Origin of the sequence: Kitasatospora sp. NPDC001527, assembly GCF_040298605.1 — a bacterium.
Classification (GTDB): domain Bacteria; phylum Actinomycetota; class Actinomycetes; order Streptomycetales; family Streptomycetaceae; genus Kitasatospora.
The window spans coordinates 1-19,391 of the sequence record NZ_JBEPAM010000066.1; the positions used below are offsets into that span (position 1 = coordinate 1).

At 71.8% G+C, this 19,391-nt stretch carries 13 protein-coding genes; 2 read left to right on the plus strand and 11 right to left on the minus strand.

Annotation, left to right across the window (positions count from 1 at the left end; all coding sequences use genetic code 11):
• Positions 1-265: 265 nt before the first annotated feature.
• From ABT238_RS35230 to eccD, 9 genes are all read right to left on the minus strand, one after another.
• Positions 266-1,951: a ribonuclease J gene (locus ABT238_RS35230; RefSeq protein WP_350571274.1), complete on the minus strand. Its 1,686-nt coding sequence runs from the start codon at positions 1,949-1,951 to the stop codon at positions 266-268.
• A gap of 169 nt (positions 1,952-2,120) precedes the next feature.
• Positions 2,121-3,020 carry a 4-hydroxy-tetrahydrodipicolinate synthase gene (gene dapA, locus ABT238_RS35235; RefSeq protein ID WP_350571272.1) on the minus strand — a complete coding sequence of 300 codons (900 nt, stop codon included), beginning with the start codon at positions 3,018-3,020 and terminating at the stop codon, positions 2,121-2,123.
• A gap of 282 nt (positions 3,021-3,302) precedes the next feature.
• A complete protein-coding gene (gene thyX / locus ABT238_RS35240; protein WP_350571270.1) occupies positions 3,303-4,034 on the minus strand; it encodes an FAD-dependent thymidylate synthase in 732 nt (243 codons plus the stop codon).
• Positions 4,031-4,531 carry a hypothetical protein gene (locus ABT238_RS35245; protein WP_350571268.1) on the minus strand — a complete coding sequence of 167 codons (501 nt, stop codon included), beginning with the start codon at positions 4,529-4,531 and terminating at the stop codon, positions 4,031-4,033. Before ABT238_RS35245 ends, thyX begins: the two co-directional genes overlap by 4 nt.
• Before the next feature lie 7 nt (positions 4,532-4,538).
• Entirely contained in the window at positions 4,539-5,285 is a 747-nt protein-coding gene (gene dapB / locus ABT238_RS35250) for a 4-hydroxy-tetrahydrodipicolinate reductase (RefSeq protein ID WP_350571266.1), read from the minus strand.
• A 14-nt stretch (positions 5,286-5,299) separates the two neighbouring features.
• Complete coding sequence (locus ABT238_RS35255) at positions 5,300-6,652, minus strand: M16 family metallopeptidase (RefSeq protein WP_350804747.1); 1,353 nt, start codon at positions 6,650-6,652, stop codon at positions 5,300-5,302.
• A gap of 110 nt (positions 6,653-6,762) precedes the next feature.
• Positions 6,763-8,970, minus strand: coding sequence for a polyribonucleotide nucleotidyltransferase (locus ABT238_RS35260; RefSeq protein WP_350571263.1), 2,208 nt, complete (start codon positions 8,968-8,970; stop codon positions 6,763-6,765).
• A gap of 463 nt (positions 8,971-9,433) precedes the next feature.
• Entirely contained in the window at positions 9,434-9,724 is a 291-nt protein-coding gene (gene rpsO / locus ABT238_RS35265; RefSeq protein WP_209416808.1) for a 30S ribosomal protein S15, read from the minus strand.
• A gap of 192 nt (positions 9,725-9,916) precedes the next feature.
• Positions 9,917-11,380, minus strand: coding sequence for a type VII secretion integral membrane protein EccD (gene eccD, locus ABT238_RS35270; RefSeq protein ID WP_350571261.1), 1,464 nt, complete (start codon positions 11,378-11,380; stop codon positions 9,917-9,919).
• 384 nt (positions 11,381-11,764) lie between these two features.
• Between eccD and eccCa the strand changes: the two genes are divergently transcribed.
• A complete protein-coding gene (gene eccCa / locus ABT238_RS35275; protein ID WP_350571260.1) occupies positions 11,765-15,712 on the plus strand; it encodes a type VII secretion protein EccCa in 3,948 nt (1,315 codons plus the stop codon).
• Positions 15,713-16,182: 470 nt separating this feature from the next.
• Positions 16,183-17,598 (plus strand): APC family permease, encoded by a 1,416-nt coding sequence (locus ABT238_RS35280; RefSeq protein ID WP_350571258.1) that lies wholly within the window; start codon positions 16,183-16,185, stop codon positions 17,596-17,598.
• Positions 17,599-17,745: 147 nt separating this feature from the next.
• Here ABT238_RS35280 and mycP read toward each other — a convergent pair whose 3' ends face one another.
• Positions 17,746-18,981: a type VII secretion-associated serine protease mycosin gene (gene mycP / locus ABT238_RS35285; RefSeq protein WP_350804767.1), complete on the minus strand. Its 1,236-nt coding sequence runs from the start codon at positions 18,979-18,981 to the stop codon at positions 17,746-17,748.
• 91 nt (positions 18,982-19,072) lie between these two features.
• Positions 19,073-19,366: a WXG100 family type VII secretion target gene (locus tag ABT238_RS35290; RefSeq protein ID WP_350571255.1), complete on the minus strand. Its 294-nt coding sequence runs from the start codon at positions 19,364-19,366 to the stop codon at positions 19,073-19,075.
• Positions 19,367-19,391 lie beyond the last annotated feature (25 nt).

Consider the following 19,391-nt stretch of genomic DNA (forward strand, 5'->3'; position numbering starts at 1 on the left):
AGGCGGCTTTCACACCGGCCCTCCGGGCGCTTCGTTCTTTCGTGTTTCCAGCTTATCAGACGTTTTCCGCTCCGTTTTCCGGAGTTTCATTCATCCGATTTGCTTCGGCCTTTCGGCGCTCCCGAACTCTATCAGAGTTTCTCGGGCCGTTTTCCCGCTCCGTTCTCGAATTCAGTTCGAGCACTTCGACTGGGGGCCGTCCCGTGGGGCAACCCGGAGAACATTACGCACCGGGCTGCCCCACGTCAAATCAAGCCGGGCCGGCTCACACCTCGACGACGACCGGAAGGATCATCGGGCGGCGGCGGTAGTTGTCGGCCACCCACTTGCCGAGGGTCCGGCGGACGAGCTGCTGGACCTGGCGGATCTCCAGGACGCCGTCGCTCGCCGAACGGTCGAGCGCCTCCTGGAGCCTGGCCGCGACCGGGACGAACGCGGCGTCGTCGATGCCGGAGCCGCGGGCCTGGATGCTCGGGCCGCCCACGATCTTGCCGTTGGTGGAGTCGACCACCACGAAGCAGGAGATGAAGCCCTCCTCGCCGAGGATCCTGCGGTCCTTGAGCGAGGCCTCGGTGATGTCACCGACCGAGGAGCCGTCGACGTAGACGTAGCCGGCCTGCACCTTGCCGACGATGCGGGCGACGCCGCCCTCCAGGTCGACGCAGACGCCGTCCTCGGCGATGACCACGCGGTTGCGCGGGACGCCGGTGGCGATGCCCAGGTCGGCCGCCGCCCGCAGGTGGCGCCACTCACCGTGCACCGGCATGAGGTTGCGCGGCTTGCAGATGTTGAAGAAGTACAGCAGCTCGCCGGCCGAGGCGTGGCCGGAGACGTGCACCTTGGCGTTGCCCTTGTGCACGACCTTGGCGCCCCAGCGGGTCAGGCCGTTGATGACCCGGTACACGGCGTTCTCGTTGCCCGGGATGAGCGAGGACGCCAGGACGACGGTGTCGCCCTCGACGATGCGGATCTGGTGGTCGCGGTTGGCCATCCGGGACAGCGCGGCCATCGGCTCGCCCTGCGAGCCGGTACAGATCAGCACGACCTCCTTGTCCGGCAGGTCGTCCAGCTGCTTGACGTCGACGACCATGTTGCCCGGGACCTTCAGGTAGCCCAGGTCGCGGGCGATGCCCATGTTGCGGACCATCGAGCGGCCGACGAAGGCGACCTTGCGCTTGTACTCGTGCGCGGCGTCCAGCACCTGCTGGATGCGGTGCACGTGGCTGGCGAAGGAGGCGACGATGATGCGCTTCTCCGCGTTCGCGAAAACGTTTCGCAGCGCGGCGGAGATGTCCCGCTCGTGCGGGATGAAACCGGGGACCTCGGCATTGGTGGAGTCCACCAGCAGCAGGTCCATGCCCTCCTCCGCCAGCTTGGCGAAGGTCGGCAGGTCGGTCAGGCGGCCGTCGAGCGGCAGCTGGTCCATCTTGAAGTCACCGGTGGCGACGACCATGCCGGCGGGCGTGCGCACGGCGACGGCCAGCGCGTCCGGGATGGAGTGGTTGACCGCGATGAACTGGCAGTCGAAGGGGCCGATCCGCTCGCGGTCGCCCTCGGCGACCTCCAGCACGTACGGGCGGATGCGGTGCTCGGCGAGCTTGGCCTCGATCAGCGCGAGGGTGAGCTTCGACCCGATCAGCGGGATGTCCGGGTTCTCCCGGAGCAGGTACGGGACGGCGCCGATGTGGTCCTCGTGGCCGTGCGTGAGGACGATGCCGTCGACCTTGTCGAGGCGGTCCCGGATGTAGCTGAAGTCCGGGAGGATCAGGTCGACGCCGGGCTGCTCGTCCTCGGGGAAGAGGACGCCGCAGTCGACGATCAGAATGCGGTCCCCGTACTCGAAGACCGTCATGTTGCGGCCGATCTCGCCGAGACCGCCGAGCGGGGTGATGCGCAGGGCGCCTGCCTTGAGCGCCGGCGGTGCGCCGAGTTCGGGATGCGGGTGGCTCAAAAGACTCTCCTCACGACGCACGCCATATGTCCGGGGTCCTCCCCCGCGAGACATATGGCGTGCGTTCTCAGTGTCGTTTCCTACCAGGTCTGTGCTCTCGCGCCTTCGGTCCGGTCCAGCGACGGGCCCGTGAGGGTCCGGCGAGCCGGGGCGCGCACGTCTGTGTCTGTTACAGGTCTACCCCGCCGTCGGCGAGATCCCTCTTCAGTTGCGCGATCTCCTCGGGAGTCGCACCCACCAGGGGCAGCCGCAGCGGGCCGGCGGGCAGGCCCTGGAGGTCCAGCGCGGCCTTGGTGAGGATCACGCCCTGGGTGCGGAAGATACCGGTGAAGACCGGCAGCAGGCGCTGGTGGACGGCCGTGGCCTTGGCCACATCGCCGGCCAGGAAGGCCTCGACCATGGTCCGCAGCTCGCCGGCGACCACATGGCCGACCACGCTGACGACACCGACGGCTCCGACCGACAGCAGCGGCAGGTTGAGGATGTCGTCGCCGGAGTACCAGGCGAGGTCGGAGCGGGCGATCGCCCACGCGGCGGCGCCGAGGTCGCCCTTCGCGTCCTTGTTAGCGACGATCCGCGGGTGCTCGCCGAGCCGGACCAGCGTCTCGTGGCTCAGCGCGACGCCGCTGCGGCCGGGGATGTCGTAGAGCATGACCGGCAGCCCGGTGGCGTCCGCGATCCGCACGGTGTGCCGGTACAGGCCCTCCTGCGGCGGCTTGCTGTAGTACGGCGTGACCACCAGCAGGCCGTGCGCGCCGGCCGCCTCGGCCGCGCGGGCCAGCTCGACGCTGTGGTGCGTGTCGTTGGTGCCGACCCCGGCCACCACGTGGGCCCGGTCGCCGACCGCCTCCACCACGGCGCGGACGAGCTGGGCCTTCTCGGCGTCGCTGGTGGTCGGGGACTCACCGGTGGTGCCGTTGACGACCAGGCCGTCGTTGCCGGAGTCGACGAGGTGCGCGGCGAGGCGCTGGGCGCCGTCGAGGTCGAGGCCGCCGTCGGCGGTGAACGGTGTCACCATCGCGGTCAGAACCCGCCCGAAGGGCGTCTGGGGGGTGGAGGTCGGAGCCATGCGTCCAAAACTACTCGTAGGCGGTGGGGCGGCACCCAGGCCGGTCCACGGATCGGACGGCCACGGACGCGAACCGGCGGCGAGCCGGCTCCGGGGCACCCGGGGACCGGTCGCGCACCGCCCCGGCGGAAGCGGTTCCAGCGGCGGTGACATGGGATTCCGGTGCTGCGTGCTCGGGGGTTCAAGCAGCACCGGAATCCGTGTTCACGAGCGTAGGGAGCGGTCAGAAATGCCGCAATCCAGACATGCCAGACACCCTCCCCGGATGCCCGTCGCCGCAGGTCAGGGGGCGACCCGGCCGTGCGTCTCGAAGGCCGCACGGGTGAGCGGCATGAGCTTGGCCCACTGCTCCTCCATCCGCTCGGCGACCATCTCGATCTCGCGCTGCGGGAACGACGGCACCGCCGAGTTCTCCCGCTTGGTGCGCAGCGACAGGAAGTGCATCAGCGAGCGGGCGTTGCAGGTCGCGTACATCGACGAGTAGAGCCCGACCGGCAGCACCGCGCGGGCGACCTCGCGGGCGACGCCGGCCTCCAGCATCTCCTGGTAGCGCCCGTACGCCTCGCGGTAGGCGGCCTCCATCGAGGCGGTGACCGTCGCGTGCTGCCCGGCGGTGCCCTCGACGAACTCGTAGCGGCCCGGACGCCCCTGCTGGACCAGCTTGCGCTCCGCGTCCGGCACGTAGAAGACCGGCTGCAGCTCGCGGTAGCGGCCGGACTCCTCGTTGTAGGACCAGCCGCTGCGGTGGCGGTGGAACTCGCGGAAGACGAAGATCGGCGCGCTGATGAAGAAGGTCATCGAGTTGTGCTCGAACGGCGTGCCGTGCCGGTCCCGCATCAGGAAGTTGATCAGGCCCTTGGACTTCTCCGGGTCCTGCTGGAGCGCCTCCAGGGACTGCTCCCCCGCCGTCGAGACCCGGGCCGCCCAGATGACGTCCGAGTCGGCGGCGGCGCTGCGGACCAGTTCCACGGTGACGTCGCCGCGGAACTGGGGGGCCGTCGTGTCGTCGCTCACGCGTTACTCCTTGCGGGTTCGGTGGAGCCGGTGCCACCCGGGGCGGTGGCGCCGGCGCCGGTGGTGCGGTGCAGCCGGATCGCGTGCTGCATGGTCTTGCGGGCGCGCGGCACGTCGCCGGCGTCGGCGTACGCGACCGCCAGGCGGAAGAAGACCCGCCAGTCGCCGGGGGCGGCCTCGGCCTCGGCCTTGCGGCGGGCGAACACCGCGTCGGCCGAGGCGCGGTCGATCCGCCCGCCGCCGGTGCGCTTCAGCTCGTCGACCGGCAGACCGCCCTCAGCCTCCAGCTCACGGGCGAGCCGCTCGCTGTCCCGGCCGAAGCGGACCGTCTGGCGCAGGAACCAGAGGCCGATGACCGGGACGACGAAGGCGCACAGGCCCAGGCCGACGCCGAGCGGCTTGCCGGTGGCGACGAGCTGGACGCCCTCGCCGACGCAGATCAGCGCGACCAGGGCCAGGACGCCGGAGAGCACGAAGAAGCCGGTGCGGGAGGTCATGCCGGGCTCACAGGTCCAGGAAGTGCTCGAGGCCCAGGGTGAGCCCGGGCGTCTCGACGACCTTGCGCACGCCGAGCAGGATGCCCGGCATGAAGCTGCTGTGGTGCAGCGAGTCGTGCCGGATGGTGAGGGTCTCGCCGGTGTCGCCGAACATGACCTGCTGGTGGGCGAGCAGGCCGCGCAGCCGCACCGCGTGCACCGGCACCCCGTCGACGTCGGCGCCGCGGGCGCCGGGCAGGGCGTGGGTGGTCGGGTCCTGCTGCGGCGGGCGGCCGGCCTCCGCGCGGGCGGCGGCGATCAGCTGCGCGGTGCGGGTGGCGGTGCCGCTGGGGGCGTCCGCCTTGCCGTCGTGGTGCAGCTCGACGACCTCGACCGACTCGAAGTACCTGGCGGCGGTCTGGGCGAACTTCATGCCGAGCACGGCGCCGATGGAGAAGTTCGGCGCGATCAGCAGGCCGAGCTCCGGCGCCGCGTCGAGCCAGCCGCGGACGGTGGCGAGCCGCTCGTCGGTCCAGCCGGTGGTGCCGGTGACCACGTGGATGCCGTGGTGGAGGCAGAAGTCGAGGTTGCCCATCACCGAGTCGGGGTGGGTCAGCTCGACGACGGCCTGCACCCCGGCGTCGGTCAGCTCGGAGAGCTTCGACTCCCGGCCGAGGGCGGCGACCAGTTCCAGGTCCGGGGCGGCCTCGACGGCCTTGACGGCCTCGGAGCCGATCCGGCCCCGGGCGCCGATCACGGCGACACGCAGCGTCATGGTGTGAAGTCCCTTCAGGCCAGCAGGTCGGCGAGCTTCGCGGCCCGCTTGTCGTTGATCGGGCCGATCAGCGCCAGCGACGGCCGGTACGCACCCAGCACATCACGGGCGACCTCGTGGACGTCGTCCAGGGTCACCGCCGCTATCCGCTCCAGCATGTCGTCGACCGACAGGTGGTGGCCGTAGCTCAGCTCGGCCTTGCCGATGCGGTTCATCAGCGAGCCGGTGTCCTCCATGCCGAGCACGGTGGAACCGGAGATCTGGCCGATCGCGCGCTGCAGCTCCTCCTCGGTGATGCCCTCGGCGACCACCTTGGCGAGCTCGTCGCGGCAGATCCGCAGCACCTCCTCGACCCGCTTGGGCTGGCAGCCGGCGTAGATGCCGAACAGGCCGCTGTCCGCGTACGAGGAGGAGTAGGAGTACACCGAGTACGCCAGGCCGCGCTTCTCCCGGACCTCCTGGAACAGCCGGGAGCTCATGCCGCCGCCGAGGGCCGCGTTGAGCACGCCCATCGCCCAGCGGCGCTCGTCGTGCCGGGGCACGCCGGGCACGCCCAGCACCAGGTGCGCCTGCTCGGTGGACCGGTTGAGCACCTCGACCCTGCCCGCGGTGCGCAGCGCCTTGACGCCGCGCCGGGCCTCGGCGGGGGCGGCGTCGGACTTGGCGAGCAGCGGCGCGAAGGCCTGCTCGACCTGCCGGACGACCTTGCGGTGGTCCAGGTTGCCGGCCGCGGCGACGACCAGGTGCTCGGGCTTGTACCGGCGGTGGAAGAAGTTCGCGATCTGGTCGCGGGTGAGCGAGCGGATCGTCTCCTGGGTGCCGAGGATCGGGCGGCCGAGCGGGCCGCTGCCGAAGATCACCTTGGCGAAGAGGTCGTGGACGACGTCACCCGGGTCGTCCTCGGCCATCGCCATCTCCTCCAAGATGACGCCGCGCTCGGCCTCGACGTCCTCGGGGCGGATCAGCGAGCCGGTGAGCATGTCGCAGACCACGTCGATGGCCAGCGGCAGGTCGGTGTCGAGCACCCGCGCGTAGTAGCAGGTGTTCTCCTTCGCGGTGAAGGCGTTCATCTCGCCGCCGACCGCGTCCAGGGCGGCCGAGATGTCCAGCGCGCTGCGCCGCTCGGTGCCCTTGAAGAGCAGGTGCTCCAGGTAGTGGGTCGCGCCGTTGAGCTGCGGGGTCTCGTCCCGCGAGCCGACGCCGACCCAGATGCCGAAGGTCGCGGAGCGCACCGTCGGCAGGGTCTCGGTGACGACGCGCAGGCCGCCGGGCAGGACGGTGCGGCGCACGGTTCCGGCGCCGTCCGCGCCCTTGAGCAGGGTCCGGGTCGTGCCGGGGCGCTGCTTCGCCGCCGAGGCCTGGGCCACGGGGGTACCTCCGTAGAAAGCGGTCCGTCGAGAGAGGGCGTGGGGAACAACAGGGTGCGGCCCGCACGCCGTTGGGGGCGTGCGGGCCGCTGGGGTCAGCTAGCGGCGCTTCACTCGGAAGCGGCCTCGCCGTTCTCCTCGCCCTCGATGACCGGGATCAGCGAGAGCTTGCCGCGCGGGTCGATCTCGGCGATCTCGACCTGCACCTTGGCGCCGACGCCGAGGACGTCCTCGACGTTCTCCACGCGCTTGCCGCCGGCCAGCTTGCGGATCTGCGAGATGTGCAGCAGACCGTCCTTGCCCGGCATGAGCGAGACGAAGGCACCGAAGGTCGTGGTCTTGACCACGGTGCCCAGGTAGCGCTCGCCGACCTCCGGCATGGTCGGGTTGGCGATCTGGTTGATCGTGGTGCGGGCGGCCTCGGCGGCCGGGCCGTCGGCGGCACCGATGTAGATGGTGCCGTCGTCCTCGATCGTGATCTCGGCGCCGGTGTCCTCCTGGATCTGGTTGATCATCTTGCCCTTGGGGCCGATGACCTCACCGATCTTGTCCACCGGGATCTTGATGGTGATGATGCGCGGCGCGTTCGGGGACATCTCGTCCGGGGAGTCGATGGCCTCGTTCATCACGTCGAGGATGTGCAGGCGGGCGTCGCGGGCCTGCTTCAGGGCGGCGGCGAGCACCGACGCCGGGATGCCGTTGAGCTTGGTGTCCAGCTGCAGGGCGGTGATGAAGTTGCGGGTACCGGCGACCTTGAAGTCCATGTCGCCGTACGCGTCCTCGGCGCCGAGGATGTCGGTGAGGGTCACGTAGTGGGTCTCACCGTCGATCTCCTGGGAGATCAGGCCCATGGCGATGCCGGCGACGGCGGCCTTCAGCGGCACACCGGCGTTCAGCAGCGACATGGTGGAGGCGCAGACCGAGCCCATCGAGGTGGAGCCGTTGGAGCCGAGCGCCTCGGAGACCTGACGGATGGCGTACGGGAACTCCTCGCGGGTCGGCAGGACCGGCAGGATGGCCCGCTCGGCCAGCGCGCCGTGGCCGATCTCGCGGCGCTTCGGCGAACCGACGCGGCCGGTCTCGCCGACCGAGTACGGCGGGAAGTTGTAGTTGTGCATGTAGCGGCGGCGGGTCTCCGGGGAGAGCGTGTCCAGCTGCTGCTCCATGCGGAGCATGTTCAGCGTGGTGACACCCAGGATCTGGGTCTCGCCGCGCTCGAACAGGGCCGAGCCGTGCACCCGCGGGATGGCCTCGACCTCGGCGGCCAGGGTGCGGATGTCGGTGACGCCGCGGCCGTCGATGCGGACCTTGTCCTTGATGACGCGCTCGCGGACGATCTTCTTGGTCAGCGCGTTGTAGGCGGCGCTGATCTCCTTCTCGCGGCCCTCGAACTCGGGCAGCAGCTTCTCGGCGGCCAGCGCCTTGACGCGGTCCAGCTCGTTGTTGCGCTCCTGCTTGCCCGCGATGGTGAGGGCCTGGGCCAGCTCGTCCTTGACGGCGGAGGTCAGCGCGGCCAGCACGTCGTCCTGGTAGTCCAGGAAGACCGGGAACTCGCCGGTCGGCTTGGCGGCCTGGGCGGCCAGCTGGGCCTGGGCGGCGCACAGCACCTTGATGAACGGCTTGGCGGCGTCGAGACCGGCGGCGACGATCTCCTCGGTCGGCGCCTCGGCGCCGCCCTCGACCAGCTTGATGGTCTTGTCGGTGGCCTCGGCCTCGACCATCATGATCGCGACGTCGCCGTCCGGCAGGACGCGGCCGGCCACGACCATGTCGAAGACGGCCGACTCCAGCTCGCTGTGGGTCGGGAAGGCGACCCACTGGCCCTGGATCAGGGCGACGCGCACGCCGCCGATCGGGCCGGAGAACGGCAGGCCGGCCAGCTGGGTGGAGGCGGAGGCGGCGTTGATGGCCACCACGTCGTACAGGTGGTCCGGGTTGAGCGCCATCACGGTGACGACGACCTGGACCTCGTTGCGCAGGCCCTTGACGAAGGACGGGCGCAGCGGGCGGTCGATCAGGCGGCAGGTGAGGATCGCGTCCTCGGAGGGCCGGCCCTCGCGACGGAAGAACGAGCCGGGGATGCGGCCGGCGGCGTACATCCGCTCCTCGACGTCCACGGTCAGCGGGAAGAAGTCGAAGTGCTCCTTCGGCTGCTTGGACGCGCTGGTGGCCGACAGCACCATGGTGTCGTCGTCCAGGTAGGCGACGGCGGAGCCGGCCGCCTGACGGGCCAGACGGCCGGTCTCGAAGCGGATGGTACGGGTGCCGAAGGAACCGTTGTCGATCACGGCTTCGGCGTAGAACACGTTCTCTTCCACCTGGAAGATCTCCTCTTTCGTACGTCTCCGGGAGAGCGTCCCCGCGCATCGCCTGCGTGTTGACCCTGGACGGTCGGGCCGGTCTTCGATCGAAGCCTCCGGTGCACCCCGCTTCGGTGGGCGGGGCCTCCGGCGGCCACTACCGAGGACCGGCGCCTCTCGGCCGACCGGGTCCGGACGGGCGGTCCGCGTCTGGACGCTCTCTCGGATGCGGGCGGCTTCCGTTTGAAGCCTTCGTCCCGCGGGGGGTCGGGTTCTGCTGCCTGAGTGGCGCGCTTGCGGCGCCATCACCCGGCATGCCCACAACCCTACGGTGCAATCCTCGGCCACCTGGGGAGGTGCGCGCGAGTTGTTATGCCCGGTTGTTACGTTCGGACGCCCCGGTGGGCGCCCCGGTCACACGGCCGCGGCATACGCGCGAGGGGCGGCTCCCCGGTGTGGGGAGCCGCCCCGAGCGGCGTTCTCAGCGGGCGCCGCCGGCGGCACCGCGGCGGATGCCCAGGCGGTCGACGAGCGTACGGAAGCGCTCGATGTCCTTCTTGGCCAGGTACTGCAGCAGACGGCGGCGCTGGCCGACCAGGATCAGCAGGCCGCGGCGCGAGTGGTGGTCGTGCTTGTGCGACTTGAGGTGCTCGGTCAGGTCCGAGATGCGGCGGGAGAGCATGGCCACCTGGACCTCGGGGGAGCCGGTGTCGCCCTCCTTCTGGCCGAACTCGGCGATGATCTGCTTCTTGACGTCAGAGGCGAGAGCCACTGCAACTCCTTCGAGGTGATACCGAGCGGTCCTGGTCTACGGCACAGGACTCTGGGAGAACTCGGTGTCGTGACGGGCGCGGCCGCCGGTCCTCGCCCCACCCGGGGGCGGACACACGGCTGCGCTCGAAGGCCAAGCGTACCAGTGCCGCCGACACGGCCGGCCGGCGGCCCCGGTACGCCCGTCCGCCGGTCAGCCGGTGGCGCCGCGCACCAGCCGGTAGACGTCGAGAACGGCGAGCACCAGCGGGACCAGCGACATCAGGGTGAGGCTGTCGACCAGGTCCAGGATGCGCCCCCAGAACGGGGAGACGCCGAGCCGGGGCACCACCAGGGCGATCGCGGTGAGCACCGCGGCGCCGAAGGCGATCGAGGCGGCCAGCCAGACGGTGCGCAGGTCGGCGCCGGTGGAGCCGATGCCGGCCCGCAGCACGAACTGCGGGGTGTGCAGGGAGAGGCCGACGATCAGCAGCGACAGGCCGAGCAGTCCGGCGATGGTGAGGCTGAAGACCTGGGCGCTGTAGCGGAACAGGCGGGCGCGGAGCATGGTGGCGAGGCCGAGGAGGAGCGCGAGCAACTGGGGGAAGGTCTCGTCGGTGAAGCCGAGCACCGCGCAGGCGCCGACGATCACCGCGGCGCAGCCGCCGACCAGGCCGACCAGTACCTCGTGGCCGCGGCGCGCCTGGTGGGCGATCCGCTCGTACTGGACGAGTTCGGCGCGGGCGGCCTCCTCGTCGTGGTCGCGGCCGCGGGCACGGGTCTGGCCGGGGGCGCTGTAGCCGACGGGCAGCCGGGCGAAGCGGGCGGACAGGCCCGGCAGGAAGCCGATCGCGGCGACGGCGGCGACGCCGGCGACGGCGGCGATGTGGTCGACCGGGGTGTCGGGCAGCAGCACGGCCGCGAAGGTGGCGAGCGCGCCGGCCGCGGCCAGGAAGGCGGCGGCGACGAACAGCGAGTCCCGCTCGGGCAGCAGGCCGACCAGCAGGACGGCGACCACCAGGACGGCGACGCAGCCGGTGAGGAACTGCAGCCGGCCGGGGCCGGCCAGCGGGCCGCCGGTGGGCGCGAGGACGCCGCTGCCGGCGATCAGGGCGTGCGGCAGGGCGCCGAGCCCGAGGGCGAGCGCGGCCCAGGCGTCCCGGTAGACCCGGGCGCGGACGCCGGCGAAGGCGGTGAGCACCACGGCGACGACGCCGGAGAGCACCCCGGGCAGGCCGTGCATGTCGTGGCGCAGGTCGGCGAACCAGAGGGCGAAGCCGAGCAGGGTGAGCAGCACGCCGGTGCCGATGAGGCCGAAGGCGCGCATCAGCTCGGGGCTCCAGAACCGGCGGTCGCTCTCGCCTGCGGTGGCGATCGCGTCGGCGACGTCGTCGTAGACGGCGGGCGGCAGCGACTCGGCGAACGGGCGCAGGCTGAGCAGGTCGCCGTCGCGCACCTGCTGGGCGCCCAGCGAGCGGCTGCCGTCGAGCACCGTGCCGTCGCGGCGGACCAGGTGGAACCCGGTGGGGACGCCGTCGGGCTGGGTCTGGCCGGAGAGCCGCAGCACCTCGGGGTAGACGTCCGCGAGCGGGACGTCCTCGGGCAGGGCGACGTCGATCCGGCTGTCCGGGGCGACGACGGTGACCCGGCAGAAGCCGGTGGTGGCGGGCGTCGTCATGCCCGCACCTCGTTCGCTCGACGCACTGGGCGCTCCCCCTTGGTGACGGTGCCGCGGTACCCGCGGCTGGTCGGTCTGGCTGTCGCGCGGGCGCCGGCCGGGCGGAACCGGCCCGGCGGGGCCACGAGTTGGCGCGGCGTTACCCTACCCGCTCGGTTCGTGTCCGGCCCCGTGGAGGGCGGGCGGGTCCGCCGGGGCGGGTCCCCAGTAGGATCGGCCCCCTGCGCAAGGCGGCGGGGGCGGCGCGCGCCTCCTCCGGTGCCTGCGGCCGGCGGAGCGGGGGCGGCGTCACACGGGGCGCCCTCGCCCGTACGTATCCAGTGGCGTGAGGGCTGATGCCGTGGTGATCGAGCGAAGCGTTGGTGGTCGGAGGGTGGGGCGCGCATGGGTGTGATCACCGTCAAGCGGCCGCCCCGGGCCTATCCGCCCGCGGTGGCGGACGAGCCGGTGGAGCTGGTCGCCCCGCCCGAGCTGCCCCGGTCGGGCGGCGAGGACTGGGTGATGAGCATCCTGCCGATGCTCGGCATGGGCGGATCGGCGGTGTTCTTCTTCTCGCCGGGTGCCCAGGCCCCGATGAAGATCATGGGCGGTCTGATGATCGTCTCCACGGTCGGCATGGCGCTCGCGCAGATCGTCCGGGCCCGCAAGGGCGGCTCCTCGGCCACTGCGGACGAGCGGCGCGACTACCTCAAGTACCTCCAGCAGATGCGCCGCCAGGTGCGCCGGACCGCCGAGCGCCAGCGCGGCGCGCAACTGTTCCTGAACCCCGAGCCGGACCAGCTCTGGTCGATCGTCGCGGACGGCCGCCGGCTGTGGGAACGGCGCGCCGGGGACGCCGACTTCGCGCAGATCCGGGTCGGCCGCGGACCGGTGCAGCTGTCCACCCCGCTGGTCGCGCCGCAGACCGCGCCGATGGACGAGCTGGAGCCGCTGTCGGCGGCCGCGATGCAGACCTTCCTGAAGGCGCACGGCACCCTGCAGGACCTGCCGTTGGCGATCTCGCTGCGCGCCTTCTACCACATCACGGTCTGCGGCGACCCGGACACCGTCTACGGCAACGTCCGGGCGATGATCGCCCAGTTGACCACCCTGCACTCGCCGGACGACCTGCTGGTCACGGTGGCCGCGGCGCCCGGCGCGGTGGACGAGTGGGAGTGGACCAAGTGGCTCCCGCACAACCAGCACCGCAAGGAGAACGACGGCGCCGGTTCGCGCCGGCTGATCGCCACCGGCCTGGGCGAGCTGGAGCTGCTGCTCCAGGACGAACTCGCCGGCCGCCAGCGGTTCGTCCGGGACGCCGCGCCGGCGCCCGACCAGCCGCACATCGTCGTGGTGATGGACGGCGCGTCGGTACCGCACGACTCGCTGCTGGCCGGCGCCGAGGGCGTGCACGGGGTGACCATCGTCGAGGTGGTCCCGGGCGACCTCGACGAGCCGACCGGGCACCTGGTCGTCACGGTCTCGCCGGACGAGCTGGTGCTGCGCTCGGCCTCCGGCGCCACCTACTCCGGCGCCCCGGACACCCTCTCCGCCTGGCAGTCCGAGGCGCTGGCCCGGCAGCTGGCGCCGTACCGGGCCTCGGCCGGCGGCGACGACGAACCGCTGCTGTCCAACCTGGACTTCACCGACCTGATGAACTCCGGCGACCCGGGCTCCTTCGACGTGACCCGCAGCTGGCGGCAGCGGGCGCAGCACGAGCGGCTGCGGGTGCCGATCGGCGTCGGGGCCGGCGGCGAGCACGTGTACCTGGACATCAAGGAGGCCGCGCTGGAGGGCATGGGCCCGCACGGCCTGTGCGTCGGCGCGACCGGCTCCGGCAAGTCCGAGCTGCTGCGCACCCTGGTGCTGGGCCTGGCGATGACGCACTCCTCGGAGACGCTGAACTTCGTGCTCGCCGACTTCAAGGGCGGCGCGACCTTCGCGGGCATGGCGGACATGCCGCACACCTCCGCAGTGATCACCAACCTGGAGGGCCAGCTCACCCTGGTGGACCGCATGCGGGACGCCATCGAGGGCGAGCTCAACCGGCGCCAGGAGCTGCTGCACCGGGCCGGCAACTACGCGAACATCCACGAGTACGAGCGGGCCCGGGCGGCCGGCGCGGCGCTGGACCCGCTGCCGTCACTGGTGCTGATCATCGACGAGTTCTCCGAACTCCTCACCGCCAAGCCCGACTTCATCGACATGTTCATCCAGATCGGCCGGATCGGCCGGTCCCTCGGGGTGCACCTGCTGCTGGCCTCGCAGCGCCTGGAGGAGGGCAAGCTGCGCGGTCTGGACACCTACCTCTCCTACCGGATCGGTCTGCGCACCTTCTCGGCGGCCGAGTCGCGGGCGGCGATCGGCGTCCCGGACGCGTACCACCTGCCGCCGGTGCCGGGCGTCGGCTACCTGAAGTTCGGCACCGACGTGATGGAGCGGTTCAAGGCGGCGTACGTCTCCGGGCCCTACCGGGCGCCGGGGCAGCAGCGGTCGACCGGTGGCCGGCTGGTGACCGCGCGGCCGGTGCGGTTCACCGCGGCCGAGGTGCCGGTGACCGAGCCGCTGGTGCAGGAGGTCGAGCCGATCGTCGAGGAGCCGGACGACGCCCTGGCGGACACCGTGCTGGACGTGTTCGTGCAGCGGATGGCGGGCCAGGGACCGGCCGCGCACCAGGTGTGGCTGCCGCCGCTGGACGCCCCGCCGAGCGTGGACCAGCTGCTGCCGCCGCTGCAGGCGACCGCCGAGCGAGGGCTGACCGCGCCGCAGTACGGGGCGCTGGGCCGGCTGCGGGTGCCGGTCGGCATCGTCGACAAGCCGCGCGACCAGAAGCGCGACATCCTCGACCACGACTACGCGGGGGCGGCCGGCCACGGTCTGGTGGTCGGCGGTCCGCGCTCCGGCAAGTCGACCATGATCCGCACCACGGTGGCCTCGTTCGCGCTCACCCACACCCCGCTGGAGGTGCAGTTCTACCTGCTGGACTTCGGCGGCGGCGGCTTCCAGTCGCTCCAGGAGCTGCCGCAGGTCGGCGGGGTGGCCGGGCGGCTGGACGCCGAGAAGGTGCGCCGGATGGTCTCCGAGGTGCACGGCGTGCTGAACCGGCGCGAGGAGCTGTTCCGCGCGACCGGGCTCGACTCGATCGTCACCTACCGGGCCCGCCGGGCCTCCGGCGCGCTGCCGGACGAGCAGTTCGGCGACGTCTTCCTGGTGATCGACGGCTGGAACACCTTCAAGCAGGAGTTCGAGGCGCTGGAGCCGGTGATCGGCGACATCGCCCAGCGGGGCCTGGGCTACGGCGTCCATCTGATCATCACCGCGGCCCGGTACGCGGAGGTCCGCCCGGCGCTCAAGGACCTGCTGCAGAACCGGACCGAGCTGAAGCTCGGCGACTCCATGGAGTCCGAGGTGGACCGCCGGGTGGCGCAGAACGTGCCGGCCGTGCCGGGGCGCGGTGTCACCGCGGACCGGCTGCACTTCCTCACCGGTCTGCCCCGGCTGGACGGCTCCGGCTCCGTGGAGGACCTGCAGAACGGCGTGACCGGGCTGGTCTCGGCGGTCGCCGGGGCGTGGACCGGCCCGCGCGCGCCGCAGGTGCGGATGCTGCCGGCGGTGCTGGATGGGCACTCGCTGCCGAAGGGCTTCGAGCACCCGGAGCGGGGCGTCGCGTTCGGCGTGGACGAGGCGGAGCTGGCGCCGGCCTTCGTCAACTTCGAGACCGACCCGCTGTTCATCGTCTTCGGCGACACCGAGTCCGGGAAGTCCGCGCTGCTGCGGATGCTGGTCAAGCAGATCACCGAGCGGTACACCCCGGACCAGGCCGGCATCGTGGTCGGCGACTACCGGCGCGCGCTGCTCGGCGTCGTCCCGCCGGAGTACCTGGTGGAGTACGCGGCCGCGCAGCCGGCCATGACGTCCGTGGTCGAGATGCTGCGCGGGGCCTGCGCGCGGCGGCTGCCCGGGCCGGACGTGACCGCCGAGCAGCTGCGCAACCGCAGCTGGTACAGCGGCAAGGACATGTTCGTGGTCGTCGACGACTACGAGCTGGTGGCGACCTCCTCGGGCAACCCGCTGGCGGTGCTCGCGGAGTTCCTGCCGTTCGCGCGGGACATCGGCCTGCGGGTGATCGTCGCGCGCAGCGCGGGCGGCGCCGGGCGCTCGCTGTACGAGCCGTTCATGCAGCGGATGCGCGAGCTGGGCGGCCAGGGCGTGCTGCTCTCGGGCAACCGGGACGAGGGCCCGCTGCTGGGCACCGTCAAGCCGCAGGCGCTGCCGCCGGGCCGGGGCGTGTACGTCTCGCGCCGGGTGACCAGCGGGCAGATGGTGCAGACGGGCTGGCTGCCGGCGCCGTAGCCGCCGGTTCTCGTCACGGAGCGTGTTCGAAGGGGTCGGGTCCTCGGATCCGGCCCCTTCCGTCGTCCCACGTGCCGAAACGTTACCTAGATCTTTCCGCCCGGGGGCTGCGGTTCCCGTACCCGGCCCGGTGCCCGGCGGGCGGCGCCGGGGTGTCCGGCCGACCTGCCCCCGCATTCCGGAAGCGCCTTTGAATAGGTGCATGCAACCTGGCGTTCACCTTGGATTCAAGCGCGATGTGGCGAAAGTAACAAGTCGGACATGCATAGTGATGACAGTTAGTGATCATCAGATCGCATGTTTATACGCCGTACAGCAACGGATTCCGAAGCGATTCCGGCATTGACGCGATCGATACGGCCAAGGTTCCATGGCGGCCCGGGAGCGACAGGACCATAAACCGAGCCAGCAGCCAGCGGAGGCGATACCGCTCCCTCTCCAGGACCAGCACAGAGCCGATCGGATGCCACATGACCGACACGCTTCGCCCGCCCGCCACCGCGGCCCCCGCCGCGGCCGCCGCAGGCGCGCCCGACACCCAGCAGCAGACGCTCAAGCGCTCGATCGGCGTCGTCGGCGGCACACTGCTCACGCTGTCCTGCGTCACCCCGGCCTCCACGCTCTTCGTGATCGTCCCGGAGCTGTTCTCCAGCATCGGCAGCGCCACCGCGCTGGCCATCGCGATCGGCTCGGTGCTCTGCATCGCGGTCGCCTTCTGCTACTCCGAGCTCGGCACCCTGATCCCCAGCGCCGGCGGCGAGTACGCGATGGTCGGCACCCTGGCCGGGCGCCTGGCCGGCTGGCTGGTCTTCGTGCTCTCGCTGATCGTGGTGATGATCGTCCCCTCGGTCATCGCCCTCGGCACCGCCGACTACCTCGCCCCCGTGCTGCACGTCGACAAGCCGCTGGCCGGCGCCGCGGTGATGCTCGCCGCCACCCTGGCCGGCCTGCTGGACCTGCGCGCCAACGCCTGGATCACCGGCATCTTCCTGGTCCTGGAGGTCGTCGCGGCCGGCGTCGTGTCGGTGCTCGGCTTCGCCCACGCCAACAGCGGCGCGCCCAGCATGCTGCACGGCGTGGTCACCGGCGAGGACGGCGTCACCACCACGGTGAGCGTCGGCGCGATCATCGGCGCCCTCGGCATCGCGCTCTTCATCACCCAGGGCTTCTCCACCGCCGTCTACCTCTCCGAGGAGCTGGAGAACCCGCGCCGCAACGTCTCGCGCACCGTGCTGTGGACGCTGGGCATCTCCGCCGCGATCCTCCTCGTCCCGGTCGCCGCCATCACCATGGGCGCCCCCGACCTGGCGACGCTGAGCTCCGGCGACATCTCCGGCATGGTCACCGCCTGGAGCAACTCCGCGGTCGGCACCTTCATCAGCCTCTGCGTCGCGCTGGCCATCATCAACGCCGGCATCGTCATGGTCATCCAGAACTCCCGGGTGCTGTTCGCCTCGGCCCGCGACAAGGCCTGGCCCGGCCCGGTCAACAAGGCCTTCGGCACCCTGGGCCGGTTCGGCTCCCCGTGGATCGCCACCCTGGCCGTCGGCCTGCCGGGCGCCGCGCTCTGCTACGTCAAGGGCGAGCTGCTCAGCGAGATCACCGGCGTCGCCGTCACCGGGATGTACCTGCTGGTCGCGATCGCCGCGCTGCTCTCCCGCCGCAAGCACCACAAGCACGCCGCCGCCTGGCGGATGCCGCTGTGGCCCGCCGTCCCGGTCGTGCTGATCGTGGTCCTGGGCTACGTCATCACCCAGCTGGACGTGGTGCCGCTGCTGTGGACCGGCGGCATCACCGCCGCCGCCACCCTCTACTGGCTGCTCTACCTGCGCCCCCGCCAGGAGACCCACTGGGTGATCAGCCTCCCCGAGGACCAGCAGGGCTGACCCCTTCCCCCGAACCCCCACCCTCCCCCACACGGCAGTGCCCCGGGCTCCCCCTGGCCCGGGGCACTGCCGCGTCCGCGGGCCCCCTCCTGAGCGTCACCGGCTCGCCGGGCTCGGGACGACCCCGCCGGACGCGGGAGGCGGCCGTCAGGTTCGTCGACGGTGGTCGCGGAGCACCACGCCGCCGCCGATCAGCAGCGCGACCAGCAGGGCGCCGATGCCCAGGACGTAGGTCGCGGTGCGGCCGTCGCGGTCGGCCTGGGTCTCGCCGAGGCCGAGCGGGCGCGGCACGATCGGGGCGGAGGCCAGCTCGACCGGCGGGTCCGCCACCGGGCGGTCGGCGGGCGCGGCGGGCGCCGTGGTCACCGCCTTCACCGGGTCGACCACGCCCCAGCCGATGTACTCGTTCGCCTTGTGGTCGGTGCGCTGCGCGGTCTGCTCGATCCAGGCCCGCACCTGGCTGGGCTTCCAGTCCTTGTGCGCGCCGACCAGCAGCGCCGCCAGGCCGGCCACGTACGGCGCGGCGAAGCTGGTGCCGTTGTCCACGCACTGCCCGCCGCGCGGGACGGTGGAGAGCATGTCGACCCCGGGGGCCGCGACGTCCACGAAGTCGCCGTACTGGGAGAAGTAGGTGCGCTCGTTGTTGCGGTCGGAGGCGCCGACGGCGAGCACCGTGCGGAACGCCGCCGGATAGGTGTCGCCCTTCTTGCCGTCGTTGCCGGAGGAGGCGACCACCACGACGCCCTTGTCCTCCGCGTTGTCGATCGCGGCCTTCAGCTCGTCGTAGCCGACGAACCGGGTGTCGCCCGCGCCGCGCACGTCCTGCGAGATGTTGATGACCTTGGCGCCCTGCTGGACGGCCGAGTTGACGGCCGCGACCAGCGAGTGCACGTCACCGTTGCCCTCGGCGTCGTTCTGCCGGATCGACAGGATCACGGCGCCCGGGGCGATGCCGACGAAGCCGGTCTGCTCGCTGCGGGAGGCCGCGATGATGCCGGCCACCTTGGTGCCGTGGCCGACCCGGTCGTCCTTGCCGCCGCCCTCGACCGGCTTGCCCTCCTTGTCCTTGAGCAGCGAGCCGCCGTCGAGGACCTTGTTGGCGAGCTGGGGGTTCTGGTCGTCCACCCCGGTGTCGATGACCGCGACCAGCACCCCGGCACCGGTGACCGTGCCGCCCTGCCAGAGCTCGTCCAGCACCATCCGCTGGAGCGACCACGGGACGGCCTGCACGTTCTGGGCGTTCTTGCCGCACTCCCCCGCGGCCGAGATGCCCGGCCCGTCCGCCGCCGCCGGCACCGTCAGCGGGCCGCCGAGCAGCCCGAGCGCGACCGCCGCCGCGGCGACCGTCCGGTACCTGACCACCGGCACCCTGCCACCCCTCATGTCGTCCACCTGGTTGCACGCCCGCGCGCCGAAGGCGGGCGCCCGCTCGGGGCACCCGCCCTTCGGCGCGCGGCGTTCGGGCCGTGAAGCGTCAGCCGGTCCAGAGGGAGGCGTTGCGGTTCTCGGTGCTCCGGTAGCTCTCGGCCGCGTTGTCCAGCGACTTGGCGATCTGCTCCAGCACCTGCTGCAGGTGGTTGGCGCGCTCGTCCCACTTGGTCTGGTGGGCCCGGTAGCCCTGCTGGGCGGCGCCCTCCCAGCTCGCGGCGATCTTGGTGACGCCGGCCTTCAGCTCCTCGAGCTGGTGCTTGATGGTGCCCGCGGTGCGGCGGACCTCCGAGCTGGCGTTCTTGATGGACTCGAAGTTGACGAGAATGTGGTCGGCCACGATGTCTCCTAGTCGAGGCTGCGGG

Excerpts from the sequence above, each read along its gene's own strand:
- mycP (WP_350804767.1), bottom strand. The coding sequence starts at position 18,981 with ATGAGGGGTGGCAGGGTGCCGGTGGTCAGGTACCGGACGGTCGCCGCG.
- eccCa (WP_350571260.1), top strand. The coding sequence starts at position 11,765 with ATGGGTGTGATCACCGTCAAGCGGCCGCCCCGGGCCTATCCGCCCGCG.
- dapA (WP_350571272.1), bottom strand. The coding sequence starts at position 3,020 with ATGGCTCCGACCTCCACCCCCCAGACGCCCTTCGGGCGGGTTCTGACC.
- eccD (WP_350571261.1), bottom strand. The coding sequence starts at position 11,380 with ATGACGACGCCCGCCACCACCGGCTTCTGCCGGGTCACCGTCGTCGCC.
- ABT238_RS35245 (WP_350571268.1), bottom strand. The coding sequence starts at position 4,531 with ATGACCTCCCGCACCGGCTTCTTCGTGCTCTCCGGCGTCCTGGCCCTG.
- ABT238_RS35280 (WP_350571258.1), top strand. The coding sequence starts at position 16,183 with ATGACCGACACGCTTCGCCCGCCCGCCACCGCGGCCCCCGCCGCGGCC.
- dapB (WP_350571266.1), bottom strand. The coding sequence starts at position 5,285 with ATGACGCTGCGTGTCGCCGTGATCGGCGCCCGGGGCCGGATCGGCTCC.